We start from the raw sequence: 20,561 nt of genomic DNA on the forward strand, positions 1-20,561 counted from the left end.
ACGACGATGACGTCTTCGAAGCGAAACCGCGCCGAGGCCCTGCCCGAGGACCTCCAGGAGGCCCTGCGCCGCCGGCTGGCCGGCCGTGCCGCGGCCGCGCCCGGCACCGCCGCCCGGCCGGACGTCCCCCGCGCCGACCGCGACCGACCGCTGCCGCTGTCCTACGCCCAGCAGCGCCTGTGGTTCCTGGACCGGCTGCGCCCCGGCGACGCCCGCTACAACAGCGCCGTCGCGCTGCGGCTCACCGGCCCGCTCGACCAGGACGCCCTCGGCCGCGCCCTCGACCTGGTGGCGGCCCGCCACGAGGCGCTGCGCACCACCTTCGAGGAGGACGAGGACGGCCGCCCCGTGCAGCGGGTCCACGAGCCCGGGCCCGTCCCGCTGGAGATCCGTGAGGTCGCCCCCGAGGAGAGCGACGCCGTACTGCGCGCCGCGTACGCCCGGCCCTTCGACCTGCGCACCGGGCCGCTGCTGCGCGCCCTGCTGCTCCGCGAGGCGGCCGAGCAGCACGTCCTGCTGCTCACCGCCCACCACGTCGTCACCGACGGCTGGTCCACGGGCGTCGTCCTGGAGGAGATCTGCGCCGCCTACGAGGCCCTGGCCCACGGCGAGCCGGTGGAGCTGCCGCCGGTGGCGACGCAGTACCCGGACTTCGCCGCCTGGCAGCGCGAACAGCTCTCCGGTGACCGGCTGCAAGGCGAACTCGACCTGTGGGCCGCGAGGTTGCGCGGGGCCGTGGCGCCCGCGCTGCCGCTGGACCGGCCGCGCCGCGGCGAGGAGTCCGGGGCGGGCGCGGTCCACCGGTTCACCGTCCCCGCGGAGGTCACCGCCCGGCTGCGCGACCTCGCCGCGCAGCAGCACACCACCCTGTTCACCGCTCTGACCGCGGCCGGCCAGGCCCTGCTGGCCCGCTGGTCCGGGCAGGACGACATCACCATCGGCTCCCTCACCCCCGGCCGCCCCCGCACCGAACTGGAGCGGACCGTCGGCTTCTTCGCCAACACCGTGGTCCTGCGTACCCCGGTCGACACCGCCGGCTCCTTCCGTGACCTGCTGGCGGCGGCCGCGGACACCGTCAACGACGCCTTCACCCGCGGCGACACGCCGTTCGAGCGCATCGTGGAGGCCGTCGGCGCGCCCCGGGAGGCGGGCCGCAACCCGCTGTTCGACGTGATGGTGCTGCTGCACCCGGCCCCGCCCACCGCGCCCGCGCTGCGCGGCCTCGCCACCGAGCCGGTCGCGGTGGCCCGGCAGGCCGCCACCTTCGACCTGAGCATCGAGTTCGTCCCGGACGGCGACGCCCTGACCGGCCTCCTCGAGTACCGCACCGACCTGTTCCACGCGGACACCGCCCGCCGCGCCGCCGACCAGCTCGGACGCCTGCTCGCGGGCGTGGCCGCCGCACCCGACCGCCCCCTCGGCGCGCTCCCGCTGCTCTCCGGTGCGGAGCTGCGCCAGGTCACCCAGGACTGGAACGACACCGCCCGCCCGGTCCCCGACACCCTGCTGCCCGCGCTGTTCGAGGCACGGGCGGCCCGCACTCCGGACGCCACCGCGCTGGTGGCGGGCGGCGAGCGCCTCACCCACGCCGCCCTCGACGCCCGCGCCGAACGCCTCGCCCGGCACCTGGCGGCCCGCGGCGCCGGCCCCGAGCGGCTGGTCGCCCTGCGACTGCCCCGCACCGCCGACATGGTCACCGCGATCCTCGCCGTGTGGAAGGCCGGGGCCGCCTACCTGCCCCTCGACCCCGCCCTGCCCGAGGACCGCGTCCGGTACCTCCTCGACGACGCCCGCCCCGCCCTCGTCCTCGACGAAGCGTCCGTCCGCGCCGCCCTCGCCGACGACGCCCCCGAGGGCGGTCCCTCGCCCGCCCGGCCCGCCGCCCCGGACCCGGACCGGCTCGCCTACGTCGTGTACACCTCCGGCTCCACCGGCCGCCCCAAGGGCGTGGCCGTCACCCACCGTTCCGTGGCGAACCTGCTGGCCGCGCACCGCGAGGGCTTCGTCGCCGACGCCGGCGGGGGACCGCTGAACGTGGCCCTCACCGCCTCGTTCTCCTTCGACACCTCCCTCGAGGGCGTGCTCCTGATGGCCGACGGCCACCCGCTGCACCTGGTCGACGAGACGACCCGCCTGGACCCGGCGGCGCTGGTGGAGTTCGTCGTCGAGCACCGCGTCGACTTCCTCGACCTCACCCCCTCGTACCTGCGGCAACTGCTGCCCGCCGGGCTGCTCACCGACCCGCGCCACCGCCCCCGCGTCCTGATGATCGGCGGCGAGGCCCTGGACGCCGCTCTGTGGCGGGAGCTGGCGGCGCACCGGGACGTCGCCGCGTACAACTTCTACGGCCCCACCGAGTGCACCGTGGACGCGCTCGCCTGCCGCGTCGAGGGCGAGGACCGGCCCCTGGTGGGCCGTCCGCTGCCCAACGTGCGGGCCTACGTCCTCGACGATCGGCTGCGGCCGGTGCCGCCCGGCGTCGGCGGCGAGCTGTACCTGGCGGGCACACAGGTGGCCCGCGGCTACGCCGGACGGCCCGGCCTGACCGCGGCGCGCTTCGTCGCCGACCCGTACGGGGCGCCGGGCACCCGGATGTACCGCACCGGCGACCTGGCCCGCTGGACCGCCGACGGCCGCCTCGACCACCTCGGCCGAATCGACGACCAGGTGAAGGTACGCGGCCACCGCATCGAGCCCGGCGAGATCGAGGCGGCCCTGCTCGCCCTGCCGGAGCTCACCGCCGCCGCGGTCGTCGCCGCGACCGACGAACGGGGCCACACCCGGCTCGCCGCCTACGTCGTCCCCGCGCCCTCCACCACCGCCCCCGCCGGGCCCGCGCTGCGCGAGGCAATGCGCCGGGTGCTCCCCGAGCACATGGTGCCCTCGTCGTTCACCGCCCTGGACGCGCTGCCCCTGACCACCAGCGGCAAGCTCGACAAACGCGCCCTGCCCGCACCGGACTTCGGCGCCGTCCGCGACGGGCGTGAACACGTCGCCCCGCGCACCGACGCCGAACACGCCCTCGCCGGGATCTGGGCCGAGGTGCTGGGCGTGGACCGGGTCGGCGGCGACGACAACTTCTTCGAGCTGGGCGGCGACTCCATCCTCGGCATCCAGGTCGTCTCCCGCGCCCGCGCCGCCGGCCTCGAACTGCACTCGCAGGACGTCTTCCGCCACCAGAGCGTCGCCGACCTGGCCGCCGCCGCGGCGGGCCGCACACCGGCGGCCCCGGCGCCCCGGACGGCGCACGTGGACGGGCCCGCCCCGCTGACGCCCGTCCAGGAATGGTTCCTCGCGACCCACGGCCCGCTCGGGCACTACAGCATGTCGGTCCTCCTCGACCTGCCGTACGACCTCGACGAGGCCGCCCTGGAACGCGCCGTGGAGGCGGTGGCCGCCCGCCACCCGGCGCTGCGCACCCGTTTCGAGCGCACCGGCGACACCTGGCGGCAGCACCCCGGCGAGGGCCCGGGCACCGGGCTGCTCACCCGCCACGACACGGCCCGGGCTCTGGACCCGCAGGCCGCCCGCGAGGAGGCCGCCGACGCGGCCCGCGCCGCCCTCGACCCGCTGACCGGCGCCCTCTTCCGCGCCGCCCTGCTGCTGCCCGCCCCGGGCGGGCGCCCCCAGCTGTTCCTGACCGCCCACCACCTCGCCGTGGACGGCGTCTCCTGGCGTGTCCTGCTCACCGCGCTGGAACAGGCGTACCGGCAGGCCGCCGCCGGCGAGGCCGTGCGGCTCGAGCCGGAGGCGACGGAACACGCCGTATGGGCCGCGCACCTGTCCGCCCTGGTGGAGGCCGGCGCCTTCGACGACGACCTCCCGTACTGGACGGCCCAGGCCGCCGAGGAGCGGACCCCCCTGCCGCTGGACCGCCCGGGCACCCCGACGGCCGCCTCGGTGCGCACCGTCCGCACCCGGGTCGACCCCGCCACCACCGAGGCGTTGCTGCGCCGGGTGCCCGGCGCCTACCGCACCCAGGTCAACGACGTCCTGCTCAGCGCCCTGGGCCGGGTCCTCGCCGACTGGACGGGATCCGACCGCGCCACCGTCACCCTGGAGGGCCATGGCCGCGAACAGACGGGCCCGGGGGAGGGCGGCGCCCCGCTCGACCTCTCCGGCACGGTGGGCTGGTTCACCAGCCAGTACCCGGTCACCCTCACCCCGGCCGGACCGGCAGGCGCGCCCGACTGGGGCGCCACCCTGAAGGCGGTCAAGGAGCGGCTGCGCGCCGTGCCCCGGCGCGGCCTGAGCCACGAAGCACTGGCCCGCCTTGCCCCGGCCGGCCACGCCGCCGCCCGCGCGCTGCGGGAGGGCCCGCTGCCCGAGGTGTCCTTCACCTACCACGGGCAGTGGGAGACGCCCGGCTCCGGCGACTTCGCCCAGGCCGACGGCACCCCCGGCCGGGAGGTCGCCGGCGACGAGCCCCTGGACCACCTCCTCGACGTCTCCGCCGCCGTCACCGACGGGGCCCTGGAGATCACCTGGCACTACAGCGAGGACGTCCACGACGAGGCCACCGTGCGCCGTCTCGCCGACGGCATGACGGACGCGCTGGCCGCGATCGCCGAGCACTGCGCCCGCCCCGGAGCCGGCGGCCGCACCCCCTCCGACTTCCCGCTGGCCGGCCTCGACCAGGCCGCCGTGGACCGGCTGGCGGGCGACGGACGGGGCATCGAGGACATCTGGCCGCTGACCCCGCTCCAGGAGGGCATGCTCTTCCACCGCCTCACCGGTGACACCGAAGCCGACGACGTCTACGTGGACCAGGCGGCCCTGCTGCTGCGCGGGGTCGCCGACCCGCGGGCCTTCGCCCTCGCCTGGCAGCGGGTGACCGGCCGCACCCCCGCGCTGCGCACCTCGGTGGTCTGGGAGGACGTGCCCCGCCCGCTGCAGATCGTGCACCGGGACGTCGAGGTGCCCGTCACCCACGTGGACTGGCGGGACACCGACCCCGCCGAACGCGAGGGGCTGCTGCGGGAGTTGTGCGAGCGGGACCTGGCCCGCGGCGTCGACCTCGCCACCGCCCCGCTGATGCGGCTGACCATGATCCGGCTGCCGGACGCGGAACTGCGGCTGGTGTGGACCTCCCACCACCTGATCCTGGACGGCTGGAGCCTGGCCCAGGTGCTCACCGAGGTGTGCGAGGAGTACGCCGCGCTGACCACCGGCGCCGAGAGCCGGCCGCCCGTGCGCCGCCCCTTCGGGGACTACGTGCGCCTGCTCGCCGAGCAGGACGACGGCGCCGCCCGCGACCACTGGCGCGGCGTGCTCACCGGCTTCGCCACACCGACCCCGCTGCCCGCCGACCGCCCGCAGGACCGCACCCGGCAGGCCCGCTCGGCCGCCGTGCACACCACCACGCTGTCCGAGGACCTCTCCGAACGGCTGGCCCGCACCGCGCGCACCGCCGGACTCACCCTCGGCACCGTCGTGCAGGGCGCCTGGGCCCTGCTGCTCTCCCGGTACGCCGCCGAGGACGACGTGGTGTTCGGCACCACCGTCTCCGGCCGCCCCGACGACCTGCCCGGCGCGGAGTCGATGGTCGGCATGTTCATCAACACCCTCCCCACCCGCGTGCGGGTGGACCCGCGCCGCCCCGCCGCCGACTGGCTGCGCTCCCTCCAGCAGGAGCAGGCCGAGGCGCGCCGCTACGCCGCCGTGTCCCTGGCCGAGCTGACCGCGCTGAGCGACGTGCCGCCGGGCAGCCCGCTGTTCCACTCCATGGTGGCCTTCGAGAACTACCCCTTCGACGAGGCCCGCACGGCCACCTCGGGCGTGCGGCTGGCCGAGGTGGACTCCCGGGACGCCACCAACTACCCGCTGGTGCTGCGTGCCCACCAGGGCGGGCGGATCGGCTTCGACGTCGCCCACGACCCGGGCCTGTTCGACGAGGCGACCGTGCGCGCGCTGGCCGGCCGGCTCCGCCTGCTGCTGGCCTCGATGGCCGACGGCCTGGACCGCCCGCTGCGCGAGCTGCCGTGGACCACGCCCGAGGAGCGCCGGAGCCTGATCGCCGAGGCGGACGGCGGCGTCCGCGGGCGCCCCGCCGAGACCCTGGTGGACCTGTTCGAGGCGCAGGCCGCCCGCACCCCCGACGCGCCCGCCGTCACCTGGGCCGGCGAGCACCTGGACTACGCGACCCTCGACGCCCACGCGGGCCGCCTCGCCCACCGCCTCGCCGAGGCCGGGGCCCGGCCGGAGACCTACGTCGCCCTCGCCCTGCCCCGCGGCGCCGACCAGGTCGTGGCCATCCTCGCGGTGCTGAAGACCGGCGCGGCCTACCTGCCCGTCGATCCCCAGGTCCCCGACGAGCGGCTGACCGCCGTCCTCGAGGACGCCCGGCCCGTGACGCTGGTGACGACCACGGACATCGCGCCCCGCGCCCATGGCGCCGGCGTGCCCGTGCTGCCGCTGGACGACCCCGGCGTCGTCGCCGACCTCGCCGGCCGCCCCGCCACCGGCCCCGGCGACCGGACCGCCCGCCCGCTGCCGGAACACCCCGCCTACGCCATCTACACCTCCGGCTCCACCGGCCGTCCCAAGGGCGTCGTCGTGCCGCACGCCAACGTGGTGCGCCTGTTCACCAGCACCGCCCACTGGTTCGGCTTCCGCGCGGACGACGTGTGGACGCTGTTCCACTCCTACGCCTTCGACTTCTCCGTGTGGGAGCTGTGGGGCGCGCTGCTGCACGGCGGCCGGCTCGTCGTCGTCCCCGACGACGTGGCGCGCTCGCCCGAGGACTTCCTGCGTCTCCTCGCCGACGAGCGCGTCACCGTCCTCAACCAGACGCCCTCCGCCTTCCACCCGCTGGTGCGCGCCGACGCCGACCACCCGGAGACCGGCGACCGGCTGGCCCTGCGCACCGTGGTCTTCGGCGGCGAGGCGCTCGACGTGACCCGCCTCGCCCCCTGGTACGCCCGGCACCCGCAGGACGCGCCCCGGCTGGTCAACATGTACGGCATCACCGAGACCACCGTGCACGTCACCCACCACCCGCTGGACGGCACGCAGACCGCCTCCGGCGCCGCGAGCCCCATCGGCGAGGGCATCCCCGACCTGCGGGTCCACCTCCTCGACGAGGCGCTGGCGCCCGTGCCGCCCGGCGCGGTCGGCGAGATGTACGTGGCGGGGGAGGGGCTGGCCCGCGGCTACCTCGGCCGGCCCGGACTCACCGCGACCCGCTTCCCCGCCGACCCCTACGGAGCGCCGGGCGCGCGGATGTACCGCACCGGCGACCGCGCCCGCCGCCGCGCCGACGGAACCCTGGAGTACCTGGGCCGCGCCGACCACCAGGTCAAGATCCGCGGCTACCGCATCGAGCCCGGCGAGATCGAGGCCGCGCTCCACACGCATCCCGGCGTCCAGGCCGCCGCCGTCGACGTCCACGAGGACGCCTCCGGCACCCGGCGGCTGGTCGCCCATGTGGTGCCCGCCGACGGCGCGCCCCCGTCCGCCGCCGAACTCCGCTCCCACCTGGAGCGGACGCTGCCGTCCTACATGGTGCCCGCCGCCTACGTGCCGCTGACCGCCCTGCCCCTCACCGTCAACGGCAAGCTCGACCGGCGCGCCCTGCCCGCGCCCGGCCCGGACGGCTTCGCCGCCCACGGCCGGCACATCGCCCCGCGCACCCCGGCCGAGCGGCTGGTGGCCGACGCCTTGGCGGACGTCCTGGGCGTCGACGGGCCCGGGGCCGAGGACGACTTCTTCGCCCTCGGCGGCGACTCCCTGCTCGCCGTGCGGGTCACCGCGCGGCTGCGCGCCGCCTTCGGCCAGGACGTCTCGCCGCGGCTGCTGTTCACCCACCCCACGGTCGCCGCCCTGGCCGCCGCACTCGCGCAGGCAGCGGGCGACGCCCCCGACCCCATCCCGGCCGCCGACCCCGACGCGCCCGCCCCGCTGTCCTACGCCCAGCAACGCCTGTGGTTCCTCGACCGGTTCGAGCCCGGCGGCACCGAGTACGCCACCCTGTCCGTGCTGCGCCTGCGCGGACAGCTCGACGAGAAGGCCCTGCGCGCCGCCCTGGACGGCCTGGTGGCCCGGCACGAGGCGCTGCGCACCACCTTCGCCGAACACGACGGCGCCGCCCGCCAGGTGGTGCACCCGCCGTACCCGGTCGCGCTGCCGCTGGACGACCTGACCGGCGAGGCGGGAGCGGCCCTCGACGCGGTGCTGGACGCCGAGGCCGCCGCCCCCTTCGACCTGGAGGCCGGCCCGCTGCTGCGCACCCGCCTGATCCGCACGGCCGCCGACGAGCACGTGCTGGTCCTCGCCGTGCACCACATCGTCACCGACGGCTGGTCGGTCGCCGTCCTCGGCCGCGACCTCGCCGAGCTGTACGCGGCCGCCCACCTCGGACGCGACCCGCGACTGACCGAACTGCCGGTCACCTACCGGGACTTCGCCGCCTGGCAGCGTGAGCGCACCGACCGCGTCGAGGCGGACCTCGCCCACTGGCGGGGGGTCCTGGAGGGCTTCACCCCGCTGGAGCCGCCCACCGACCGGCCCCGGCCCGCCGTCCGCGGCCGGGAGGGCGCCCTCCTCACCTTCGAGCTGCCGGCCGGGCTCACCGAGCGTCTGCGCGAGACGGCCCGCTCCGCCGACGCCACCCTCTACATGGCGCTGCTGACCGCCTGCCAGATCCTGGTCGCCCGCTGGGCCGACCAGGAGGACATCACCGTCGGCACCGTCACCGCCGGCCGCGACCGGCCCGAACTGCACGACGTGGTCGGCATGTTCGTCAACACGCTGGTGCTGCGCGCCCGGGTGCGCCCCGAACTGTCCTACCGCGACCTGCTCGGGCAGGCCCGGGACACCGTCCTGGACGCCTTCGCCCACCAGGAGGCCCCCTTCGAGCGGCTGGTGGACGCCCTCCAGCCGGAGCGGGACACCAGCCGTACCCCGCTGTTCCAGGTCATGGTCGCCCTGCACAACCTGGGCGCCGAGGCCCCCGGCCTGCCCGGCCTGGACGTCGAGCCGGTGACCCCGCCGGTCCGCCACGCCACCTTCGACCTGTCCTTCGACTTCGTCGAACACGACGGCGGCCTCACCGGCCACCTCGTCTACAGCACCGCCCTCTTCGACGAGGACACCGCGCGGCGGCTGGCCGCCCGGCTCCGGCTGCTCGTCGAGGCGGCGGTGGAGGACCCCGACCGGCCGGCCGGGGCGCTGCCGCTGCTCACCGAGACCGAGCGGCGCCGCATCCGGCGCGAATGGCAGGGCCCCCCGCTGCCGGTCCCCGACACCACCTTCACCGCGCTGTTCGAGGCACAGGCCGCCCGCACCCCGCACGCCACCGCGCTGGTGGCCCGCGACGCCACCCTCGACCTCGCCGCCCTCAACAGCCGCGCCAACCGGCTCGCCCACCACCTCGTCGCCCTCGGCGCGGGCCCGGAGGACGTCGTCGCCCTCCGCCTCCCGCGCACCGCCGACCTGCTGGTCGCGCTGTTCGCCGTGCTGAAGGCCGGCGCCACCGTGCAGTGCCTGGACCTGGACCTCCCCGAGGAGCGCGTCGCCGCACTGCTGGAGGACACCGGCGCACGACTGGTGCTGACCGAGGACGCCCTGCGCGCCGTGCCGTGGGAGGAGTCGCCCGACCACGACCTCACCGACGCCGACCGCCGCCGCCCGCTCGACCCGCGGCACACCGCCTACGTCGTCCACACCTCCGGCTCCACCGGGCGGCCCAAGGGCGTCGCCGTCGAACACCGGCAGCTGGTCAACCTGGTCCTCGACCACCGCGACGGCCTCCTCGCCCCGCACACCGCGAACGGCCGCCGGCTGCGCGCCGCGCTCAGCGCCTCGTTCTCCTTCGACGCCTCCTGGCACGGGCCGCTGCTGATCGCCCTCGGCCACCAGGTGTACCTCGTCGACGAGGACACCCGCCGCGACCCGGACGCCTTCCGCGCGCTGATCGCCGACCACGGCATCGACACCGTCAGCACCACGCCGACCTTCCTGCGCGAACTCCTCGCCGCCGGACTCCTCGCCCAGGAGGGCCCGCGCCTGCTGCTGGTCGGCGGCGAGGCCGTCGACGCCGCCACCTGGCGCCGGCTGTGCGCGGCGGCCGGCGACGGGGTGAGCGCGTACAACCTGTACGGCCCCACCGAGACCACCGTCGACGCGGTGTACGCGCGGCTCACCGACAGCCCGGAGCGGCCGATCGTCGGCCGCCCCGGCCACAACCTGCGCGCCCACGTCCTCGACCGCGCCCTGCGGCCGGTGCCGCCCGGCGTGCCCGGCGAGCTGTACCTGGCCGGACCGCAGGTGGCCCGCGGCTACCTGAACCGGCCCGGCCCGACCGCCGCCCGCTTCCTGCCCGACCCCTTCGGAGCGCCGGGGGAGCGGATGTACCGCACCGGCGACCGCGTCCGGTGGGACGCCCGGGGGCGCCTGGAGTTTCTCGGTCGCACCGACGAGCAGGTCAAGATCCGCGGCTTCCGCATCGAGCCCGGCGAGATCGAGGCCGCGCTGCTCGCCCACCCGGACGTCGCCGACGCGGCCGTGGCCGCCCGCGACCACGCCGGTCGTACCCTGCTGGTCGCCTACCTGACGCCCGCCGCCGACCGGGTCCCGCCCGCCGAGGAACTGCGCGTGCGGCTGCGCCGGACGCTGCCCGGCCACATGGTGCCCACCGCCTTCGTGCCGCTGGCGGCCATCCCGCGCACCAGCAGCGGCAAGACCGACCGGCGGGCCCTGCCCGCACCGCCCGCCCAGCCCGCCGGCGACGCGGCGTACGTGGCGCCGCGGCCCGGCATCGAGGAGCGCCTGGCCGCCGTCTGGGCGGACGTCCTGGGCGTCGAACGGGTCGGCGCGCAGGACAACTTCTTCACCCTGGGCGGCGACTCGATCCTCAGCATCCAGATCGTCTCCCGCGCCCGCCGGGCCGGTCTCGCCCTGACCACCAAGGACGTCTTCCGCCACCAGACGGTCGCCGAACTCGCCCTGTGCGTCACCGAGCAGGAGGCCCCCGCGGCCACCGCCGAAGTGCCCTCCGAGGCCCCGCTCACCCCCATCCAGCACCAGTACCTCGACCGGCGCCGACCCGGCGACCCGCTGCGCTTCACCATGACCCAGCGGCTGCGCCTGGCCCCCGGCACCGACCCCGAAGCCCTGCGTGGAGCGGTGGAGGCGCTCGTCGCCCACCACCCGGCCCTGCGCACCCGGATCCGCACCGCGCCCGGCGGCCGGCGCCAGGAGGTCCTGCCGCAGGCCCCGCACGACGTCCTCAGCCACCACGGACCCGCCGAGGAGGCCGAGATCCAGCGCCTCGTCGACGCGGCGCAGGCGTCCCTCGACCCCGTCGAGGGACGCGTGGTGCGTGCCCTGCTCTTCGACGGCGACCCCCAGCAACTCGTGCTGACCGTCCACCACCTCGCCATCGACGGCGTCTCCTGGCGCATCCTGCTCGCCGACCTGGAGAGCGCCCACCGCGCCGCCGCGGCGGGCCGGCCCGTCCAGCTCCCGCCGCCGTCGACGGCGTACACCACCTGGGCGACCCGCCTGGAGGAGCACACCCGCTCCGGCGCCCTGGACGCGGACCGGGAGTACTGGGCGGCGACCGGCCGCGCCCCGGCCGCCCTCCCGCCCGGCCGGAGCGGCCCCGGCACCCACGACTCCGACACGCACAATCCCGGCACCCACCGCGCCAACACCTACGGCGCCGCCGCCACCCTCACCGTGGCCCTGGAGCGCGAGGAGACCGACGCGCTGCTGCGCCAGGTCCCCGAGGCCTACCGCACCCAGGTCAACGACGTGCTGCTGAGCGCCCTGGGCCGCACCCTGTCCCGCTGGTGCGGACGCGACACCGTCCTCCTCGGCGTCGAGGGGCACGGCCGTGAGGAACTGTTCGAGGACCTGGACCTGACCCGCACCGTCGGCTGGTTCACCGCCGAGTTCCCGCTCGCGCTGCACGTCGCGCCCGGGGCGGACTGGCACGACACGCTGCGCTCGGTCAAGGAGCAGCTGCGCGCGGTGCCGCGGCACGGACTGAGCCACGGCGCCCTGCACCACCTCCTGCCCGACGCCCCGGCCGCCGACGGCAACCGCCCCCAGGTCGGCTTCAACTACCACGGGCAGTGGGACGCGGGAGGCGGGGTTGCCGACGGACTGCTGCGGGGCGCGCTGCCCCCGGCCGGCCGGGACACCGACCCCGACGAGGAGCGCCCCTACCTGCTGGACGTCACCGGCGTCGTCGAGGACGGCCGCCTCGAGCTCGGCTGGACCTACCCGCCGGACGTCTACGACGAGTCCGAGGTGCGCCGCCTCGCCGAGGAGACGGCCGCCGCGCTGCGGGAGATCGCCGCGCACTGCGCCCGGCCCGAGGCCGGCGGCCGCACGCCCTCCGACTTCCCGCTCGCGGGCCTCACCCAGGACCAGTTGGACCGTCTCGTCGGCGACGGCCGGCAGGTCGACGACGTGCTGCCGCTGACGCCGCTCCAGGCCGGCATGCTCTTCCACGGCCTCGTCGACACCGCGGACGCCTACGCCGACCGCGTCGCGGTACGGCTGTCCGGCGTCGCCGACCCGCTCGCCTTCGCCGACGCCTGGCAGGAGCTGACCGCCCGCACCCCCGCCCTGCGCACCAGCGTCCACTGGCGGGGCCTGCCCCACCCGGTCCAGGTCGTCCACCACCACGTCGACCTGCCCGTCACCCACGTCGACCTGCGCGACCTGGAACCCCGGCGACGTGGCGAGGCGACCGCGCGCCTGCTCGCCGACGACCGCGCGGCCGGCCTCGACCTCACCCGCGCCCCGCTCACCCGGCTCACCCTGGCCGCCCTGCCCGGCGACGAGGTCCTCCTGGTGTGGTCCACCCACCACATCGCCCTGGACGGCTGGAGCACCGGCCAACTGCTCACCGAGGCGTGCGAGCTGTACGCCGCCCGCACCGGCGGCCCGGCCGCGACGCCGGTCGCCCGCCGCCCCTTCGCCGACTTCGTGCGCTGGCTGGCCGAACGCGAGGAGACCGACGCCGCCGCGGCCGAGGCCTACTGGGCGGGCGTCCTCGCGGACTTCACCGAGCGCACCCCGCTGCCCTACGACCGCACCCCCGCCGAGGCACACCGCGCCCGCTCCGCCGCCGCCGTCCACCGCGAACTCGACGAGGAGGTCTCACGGCGGCTGCGCGACGCGTCCGCCCGGGCCGGCATCACCGCCGGCACCGTCGTGCAGGCCGCCTGGGCGCTGCTGCTGGCCCGCACCGCGGGACGCGAGGACGTGGTGTTCGGCACCACGGTCTCCGGCCGCCCGGCCGAACTGCCCGGCGTGGAGACGATGATCGGCATGTTCATCAACACCGTGCCCACCCGGATCCGCGTCCCGTCCGGCGGCGTGCGGCAGTGGCTGCGCGACGTGCAGGACGAGCAGAGCGAGGCACGCCGCCACGACTTCCTGGCCCTGCCGCGCATCCAGGCCACCGGCGCGATCCCGGCCGGCGAGGCGCTGTTCGACAGCATGGTGGTCTTCGAGAACTACCCCGTCGACGAGACGGCCACCGCCCGCACCGGAGTGGGCGTCGAGGAGGTCCACCCGGACGACGCCACCTCCTTCCCCTGGTGCCTGCGCGCCCACCTCGGCGACCGGTTCGGCTTCGACCTGGCCTACGACCCCGCCCTGTTCGACGCCACCACCGCGGACCGCGCGGCGGCCCGCCTCGCCGTCCTGCTGACCGCCCTCGCCGACGCCCTCGACGCGCCGGACGACGTCCCGGTGGCCTCCCTCGAACCGCTGACCGCCGAGGACCGGCGGACGCTCCGGCGGTGGAACGCCACCGCCCGCAGCGTCCCGCCGGGCAGCCCGGTCGGCCTCTTCGCCGCACAGGTCCACCGCACCCCCGACGCGATCGCGGTCCACGACGGCGACGCCCGGATCAGCTACCGCCGGCTCGACGCCTGGTCCGACCGGCTGGCCCGCCGCCTGGTGCGGCGAGGGGTGGCGCCCGAGGACCGGGTGGCCCTCCTGGTGGAACGCGGCGCCGCACTCGTCGTCGCCCAGCTCGCGGTGCTCAAGGCGGGCGGCGCCTACGTCCCGGTGGACGCCCGCGCGCCCGAGGAGCGGCGCCGGACGCTGCTGGAGAACGCCGGGGCGACGGTCCGGCTCACCGCCGAGGACGTCGCCGCCTGCGAACGGGAGGAGACCGGTGGCCCGTCGACGCCCCTCCCGCCCGCCGACCCCGACCGCCTCGCCTACGTCATGTTCACCTCCGGCTCCACCGGCCTGCCCAAGGCGGTCGCCGTCCGCCACCGCGACGTCGCCTCCCTCGCCACCGACAGCCGGTTCGGCGACGGCGTGTGCGCCCGGGTCCTGCTGCACTCGCCGGTGGCCTTCGACGCGGCGACCTTCGAGGTGTGGACCCCGCTGCTGACCGGCGGCACGGTGGTCGTGGCCCCCGGCGACGTCCTCGACGCGCCGCTCCTGCGCCGACTGGCCACGACCGGCGGCGGCCTGAGCGCCCTGTGGCTGACCGCCGGCCTGTTCCGCCTGCTCGCCCAGGACGCCCCCGACTGCCTCACCGGCCTGCGCCAGGTGTGGACCGGCGGCGACGTGGTTCCCGCGGCCGCCGTGCGCCGGGTCCTGACCGCCTGCCCCGGCCTCACCGTCGTCGACGGCTACGGGCCCACCGAGACCACCACCTTCGCCACCTCCCACGCCCTCGACGACGCCGCGGCCGTCCCCGACACCGTGCCGGTCGGGACCCCGCTCGACGACCTGCGCCTGCACGTCCTCGACGCCCGGCTGCGCCCCGTCCCGCCCGGCTGCCCGGGCGAGCTGTACGTCTCCGGCGAAGGCGTTGCCCGCGGCTACCTCGGCCGCCCCGGCGAGACCGCCGCCCGCTTCCCCGCCGACCCCTACGGGCCGCCCGGCACCCGCATGTACCGCACCGGCGACCTGGTGCGGCGACGTGCCGACGGCACCGTCGAGTTCCTCGGCCGCGCCGACGACCAGGTGAAGATCCGCGGCTTCCGCGTCGAGCCCGGCGAGGCGGAGGCGGCCCTCGCCGGCCACCCCGGCGTCACGGACGTCGCGGTCGTCGCCCGCCAGGACGGACCCGGCGCCAAGCGGCTGGTGGCCTACGTCGTCGGCGAGGCAGGCCAACACCCCGACGAAATCCTTGAGTTCGCCCGCCGTACCTTGCCCGACTACCTCGTCCCCGCCGCCGTCGTCCCGCTCGCTGCGCTGCCGCTCAGCGCCAACGGCAAGGTGGACCGCGCGGCGCTGCCCGCACCCGCGGGCGACCCGCGGCCGGCCGGCCGCCCGCACATGGAGCCCCGCACCGACGCCGAACGCCGCGCGGCGGAGGTCTTCGCCGACGTGCTCGGCGGCGAACGACCCGGCGTGCAGGACGACTTCTTCCTGCTCGGCGGCGACTCCATCCTCAGCATCCGCCTGGCCGCGCGCCTCGCGGAGACCTTCGGCACGGACGTCTCCCCGCGCGCCGTCTTCGACCACCCGACCCCGGCCGCGCTCGCCGCCCTGCTCACCGCGCCCGGCGCCGCCCCGGCACGCCCCGCCCTGACCTCGGTGCCCCGCGACACCGCGACCCCCATGTCGTACGCGCAGCAACGCCTGTGGTTCCTGGAGGAGTTCACCCCCGGTGGCTCGGAGTACGTGACCGCGCTCGCCCTGCGCCTGCGCGGCGCCCTGGACACCGCCGCCCTCACCCGGGCGCTGCGGGCCCTGGTGGATCGGCACGAGTCGCTGCGCACCACCTTCGACTCGGTCGACGGCCACGGCGTGCAGATCGTGCACCCGCCGCAGGACGTGCCGCTGCCGCTGCACGACCTGTCCGCGCTGCCCGGACCCGAGCGCGACGCCCGGCTCGCGGAACTCCTCGACGAGGACCGGACCCGCCCCTTCGACCTGCGCCGCGGACCGCTGCTGCGCCCCGCCCTGGTCCGGCTCTCCGAGGACGACCACGTCCTGGCCCTGGCCACCCACCACATCGTCACCGACGGCTGGTCCAACGCGGTCCTCACCGGCGACCTGTTCCACCTGTACCGGGCCGAGACGGACGCCCCCGCCGAACCCGGCGGAGACGAACTCCCGCCGCTGCCCGTCCAGTACGCCGACTACGCCCACTGGCAGCGCGGCGTCGCCGACGCCACCGCCGCCGGACACCTGGCGTACTGGAAGGAGCGCCTCGCGGACGTCGAGCCGCTCGACCTGCCCGCCGACCGGCCCCGCCCGCCGGTGCGCAGCGCCGACGGCGCCACCACCCGCCTGGTACTGCCGCCGCACGTCGCCCGCCGGCTCGCCCGGGCCGGACAGGAACGGGGCGCCACCCTGTTCACCACGCTGGTCGCCGCCACCCAGGCCCACCTGGCCCGGCTCTCCGGCGGGCAGGACATCGCCGTCGGCACCGTCGCCTCCGGCCGCGACCTGCCCGAGACGCAGAACCTCGTCGGGTTCTTCGTCAACACGCTGGTCCTGCGCTCCCAGGTGCGCCCCGAGCAGCCCTTCCCGGAGTTCCTCACCGACGTCCGGCAGACCGTCCTCGACGCCTTCACCCACCAGGACGTGCCCTTCGAGCGGGTGGTCGACGAGGTGCGGCCGGTACGCGACACCAGCCGCACCCCCCTCTTCCAGGTGATGGTGGTCCTCCAGAACACCCCGACCGCCCACCCCGACGTCCCCGGCCTGGAGATCACCGACGCGGAGACCGAACTGCGGCACGCGGCCTTCGACCTGACCTGGGAGTTCGCCGAGGCCGACGACGGCGCCCTGCACGGCCTGCTCACCTACAGCACCGCCCTGTTCGACGAGGCCACCGCCGACCGCATGGCCGGCCAGCTCGGCACGCTGCTCACCGCCCTCGCCGAGAACCCGCACCGCGCCCTGGGCGCCCTGCCGCTGAGCACCGACGAGGAACTGCGGGACCTGGTCCGGCTGGGCCGGGGCACGGCCCCCGTGGTGGCGGCCGCCACCCTGCCCGAGCTGTTCCAGCGGCAGGCGGCCCGCACCCCCGACGCCGTCGCCCTGAGCGAACACGGGCGGGAGTGGACGTACGCCGAGACACAGCGGGTCGCCGACCGGCTCGCCCACCGGCTGGTCGGCCGCGGTGTCGGCCCGGAGACGGTGGTGGCCCTGGCGCTGCCGCGCGGCGCGGCCTCGGTCGTCGCCCAGCTCGCCGTGAGCAAGGCGGGCGGCGCCTTCCTCCCCGTCGACCCGGACTACCCCGCCGAGCGCCGGGAGTTCATGCTCCGTGACGCGGGCGCCGCGCTGGTCCTGGACGACCCCGCCGAGGTGTGGGCCGACGGCGGCCCCGACACCGCCGTGACCGACGCCGACCGGCTCGCCCCGCTCTCCGTCGCCCACCCCGCCTACGTCATCTACACCTCGGGCTCCACCGGCGTCCCCAAGGGCGTCGTGGTGACCCACGGCGGGCTTGCCGCCTTCGCGGCGGCAGCCGCCGAGCGCTACGCGGCGGGCCCCGGCGACCGGGTGCTTCAGTTCGCCTCGCCGAGCTTCGACGCGTCCGTCCTGGAGCTGTGCGTCTCCCTGCTCTCCGGGGCCACCCTGGTCACGGGGGAGGAGGGTCCGCTGGTCGGCGAACGGCTGGCCGAGGTGCTCGAGGGACGGCGGATCAGCCACACGCTGATCCCCCCGGCGGCCCTCGCCACGCTGCCCGAGGGGACGGCGTCCGCGCTGCCCGCGCTGCGCACCCTGATCGTCGGCGCGGAGGCCTGCCCGGCCGACCTGGTCGACCGGTGGGCACCGGGCCGCCGCATGATCAACTCCTACGGGCCCACCGAGGCCACCGTGGTGGCGAGCTGGACCGGCCCGCTCACCGCGGGCACGGGCGCGCCGCCCATCGGCGGCCCGGCCGGCGCCACCCGCGTCCACGTCCTCGACGCCGCGCTGCGGCCCGTGCCGGCCGGCGTCCTGGGCGAGCTGTACGTCGCGGGCCCGGGGCTGGCCCGCGGCTACCTCGGCCGGCCCGGCCTCACCGCGACACGGTTCCTGCCCGACCCGTTCGGCGCGCCGGGGGAGCGGATGTACCGCACCGGCGACCTGGTGCGGCTGGGGGCCGACGGGCAACTGCGGTTCGCCGGACGCGCCGACGCCCAGGTCAAGCTGCGCGGCCACCGCGTCGAGCCCGGCGAGGTCGAGGCCGCGCTGCGCCGCGACGCCCGGGTGCGCGACGCGGCGGTCGTGGTGCGCGACGACGGGAGCGCGGGGACGGCCCAGCTGGTGGCCTATGTCGTGCCGGCCCCGGGGGGCGCGGAACTGCCCGCTCCCGCGGCCGACGGGGTGCCCGGGGCCGCGAACAACGGAGCCTCCGGGGTCTCCGGCGGGGGACTGCCCGGGGCCGCAGGCGGTGGGATCCCCGCCGTCGACACCGCCGCGCTGCGCGAGGAGCTGGCCCGTCGACTGCCCCCGCACATGGTGCCCTCCGCGTTCGTGACCCTCGAGCGGCTTCCGCTCACCCCGAACGGCAAGCTGGACCGCCGCGCCCTGCCGGCTCCCGGTCCGGCCGTCCCCACCGGACCGCGCGTCGCCCCGCGCACCGACACCGAGCGACGCGTCGCCCGGATCTGGGCGGAGGTCCTGGGGGTGCCCGAGGTCGGCGCCGAGGACAACTTCTTCCACCTGGGCGGAGACTCGATCCTCAGCATGCAGGTGGTGTCCCGGCTGCGCCGCGAGGGGCTGCACCTCACCACCCGCGACCTCTTCGCCCACCAGACCGTCGCCGCCCTCGCCGCCGTCGTCCGCACCGGGCCCGAGCGCACCGGCGACGGACCGGTCAGCGGCGACGTGCCGCTCACCCCGATCCAGGAGTGGTTCCTGACCACACCGCGCGCCGCCCACCACCACTTCAACCAGTCCCTCCTCCTCGAACTCGACGGCGCCCCCGATCCCGCCGCCCTGGACCGTGCGCTCGCCGCCCTGCTCGACCACCACGACGCGCTCCGGATGCGCCTCACCCGGGACGCCGACGGCTGGCGCCAGTTCAACCCGCCGCCCGCCGGGCCTCAGGAGGTCCTGGTCCACCACGACCTGACGGGCCTGCCCGACGACCGGGCCCGCCGCGTCATGGAGCGGGCCGCCGACACCCTGCACTCCGGATTCGACCTGGAGCAGGGGCCGTTGCTCGGCGCGGGCCTCTTCACCGGCGGTCCTGGCCGGCCCGCCTTCCTCCTCCTGGTCGCCCACCACCTCGTGGTGGACGCCGTGTCCTGGCGGATCCTGCGCGACGACCTGGAGACCGCCTACCGGCAGGCGGTCCGCGGCGAACCGGTGGAGCTGGGGGAGCGCACCACCTCCTACCGCGACTGGGCCCGCGGTCTCGCCGCCCACGTGCGGGCCGGCCACCTCGACCACGAACTGCCGCACTGGGAGGAGGCGGTGACCGCCGAACCCCTGCCCGGCCCGACGCTCCCCGACACGGAGGGCGCGCAGGACGCCCGGACCGCGCAGGACCCGGGCGACGCGGGCGGTACCGCGGCCCTCACCGTCGAACTCGGCGAGGAGGACACCGAGGCGCTGCTGCGGTCCGCCCCCACCGCCTACCGCACCCGCGTCAACGACGTGCTGCTCGCCGCCCTCGCCCTCGCCCTGGCCCGCTGGACCGGCGGGAAGCGGGTCCGGCTCGACCTGGAGGGCCACGGCCGCGAGGACCTGCTCGACGGGGTGGACCTGTCGCGCACCGTCGGCTGGTTCACCAGCGTCCACCCCGTCGCGCTCAGCGTCGACACGCCCGACGACCTCGGGCCCGACCGTGACTGGCGCGCACTGGTGAAATCGGTGCGCCGCCAGCTGCGGGCCGTGCCGGGCAACGGCATCGGCTTCGGCGCCCTGCGCGCGTACGGGCCGCCCGAGGTGCGAGAGCGGCTCGGCGGCGACGGGGCCCTCGGCCAGGTCGTGTTCAACTACCTCGGCCAGCTGGACGCCCGCCCCGCCGGCGGCGAGGCCCAGGGCGCCGGGCTGATCCGCGCCCTGCACGGCAGCCTCGGCCAGGACCACGACTCCCGGGACGGCGGGTCGCACCTCCTCGAGGTCGGCGGCGCGGTGCGCGACGGGCGCCTCACCGTCACCTGGAACCACCGCCCCGCCGTCCACGACACGCGGACCGTCCGGCGCGTCGCCGAGGAGTTCGCCGAGGCGCTCCGGCAGATCGCCCGGCACGCCCGCCGGACGGCGGGCTGAGCATGACCGCCGCCAGGGCACGCTGCCCGCCGCCGACCCGGGATCCGCCCCGACCCGGGATCCGCCTCCTGCGGATCCACGCCCGCACACCACCCCACCCCACGCTGACGACGAAAGGCACGGACATGGACGAGAACACCCGCTACCAGGTGCTGCGCAACGACGAGGACCAGTACTCCCTGTGGCCCGTCGACGTCGAGGTCCCCGCCGGCTGGCAGCCGGTCGGCAAGGAGGGCACCGAGGCGGAGTGCAGCGCCTACGTCGACGAGGTCTGGACCGACATGCGCCCGCGCAGCCTGCGGGAGCGCATGGAGAACGCCGAGGCCTGACCCGGCGCCGCACCCGGGGCGCGCGGGCACCCTCCCGTGAAGAAGCCCTCGCCGTGCTGGCGACCTCCGACGACGACCTGCTCG

The 20,561-nt window shown here is 76.8% G+C and carries 2 protein-coding genes; both read left to right on the forward strand.

Annotated elements, in window-relative coordinates; genetic code table 11:
- Nucleotides 1–6: 6 nt before the first annotated feature.
- Nucleotides 7–20,148: a non-ribosomal peptide synthase/polyketide synthase gene (locus ABT026_RS20630; RefSeq protein ID WP_351116184.1), complete on the forward strand. Its 20,142-nt coding sequence runs from the start codon at nucleotides 7–9 to the stop codon at nucleotides 20,146–20,148.
- Nucleotides 20,149–20,273: 125 nt separating this feature from the next.
- Nucleotides 20,274–20,477, forward strand: coding sequence for an MbtH family protein (locus tag ABT026_RS20635; protein ID WP_055606248.1), 204 nt, complete (start codon nucleotides 20,274–20,276; stop codon nucleotides 20,475–20,477).
- Nucleotides 20,478–20,561: the final 84 nt, after the last annotated feature.

The sequence above is a fragment of the Streptomyces sp. NPDC002734 genome, from assembly GCF_040295685.1.
In the GTDB taxonomy this organism is placed as follows: Bacteria; Actinomycetota; Actinomycetes; order Streptomycetales; family Streptomycetaceae; genus Streptomyces.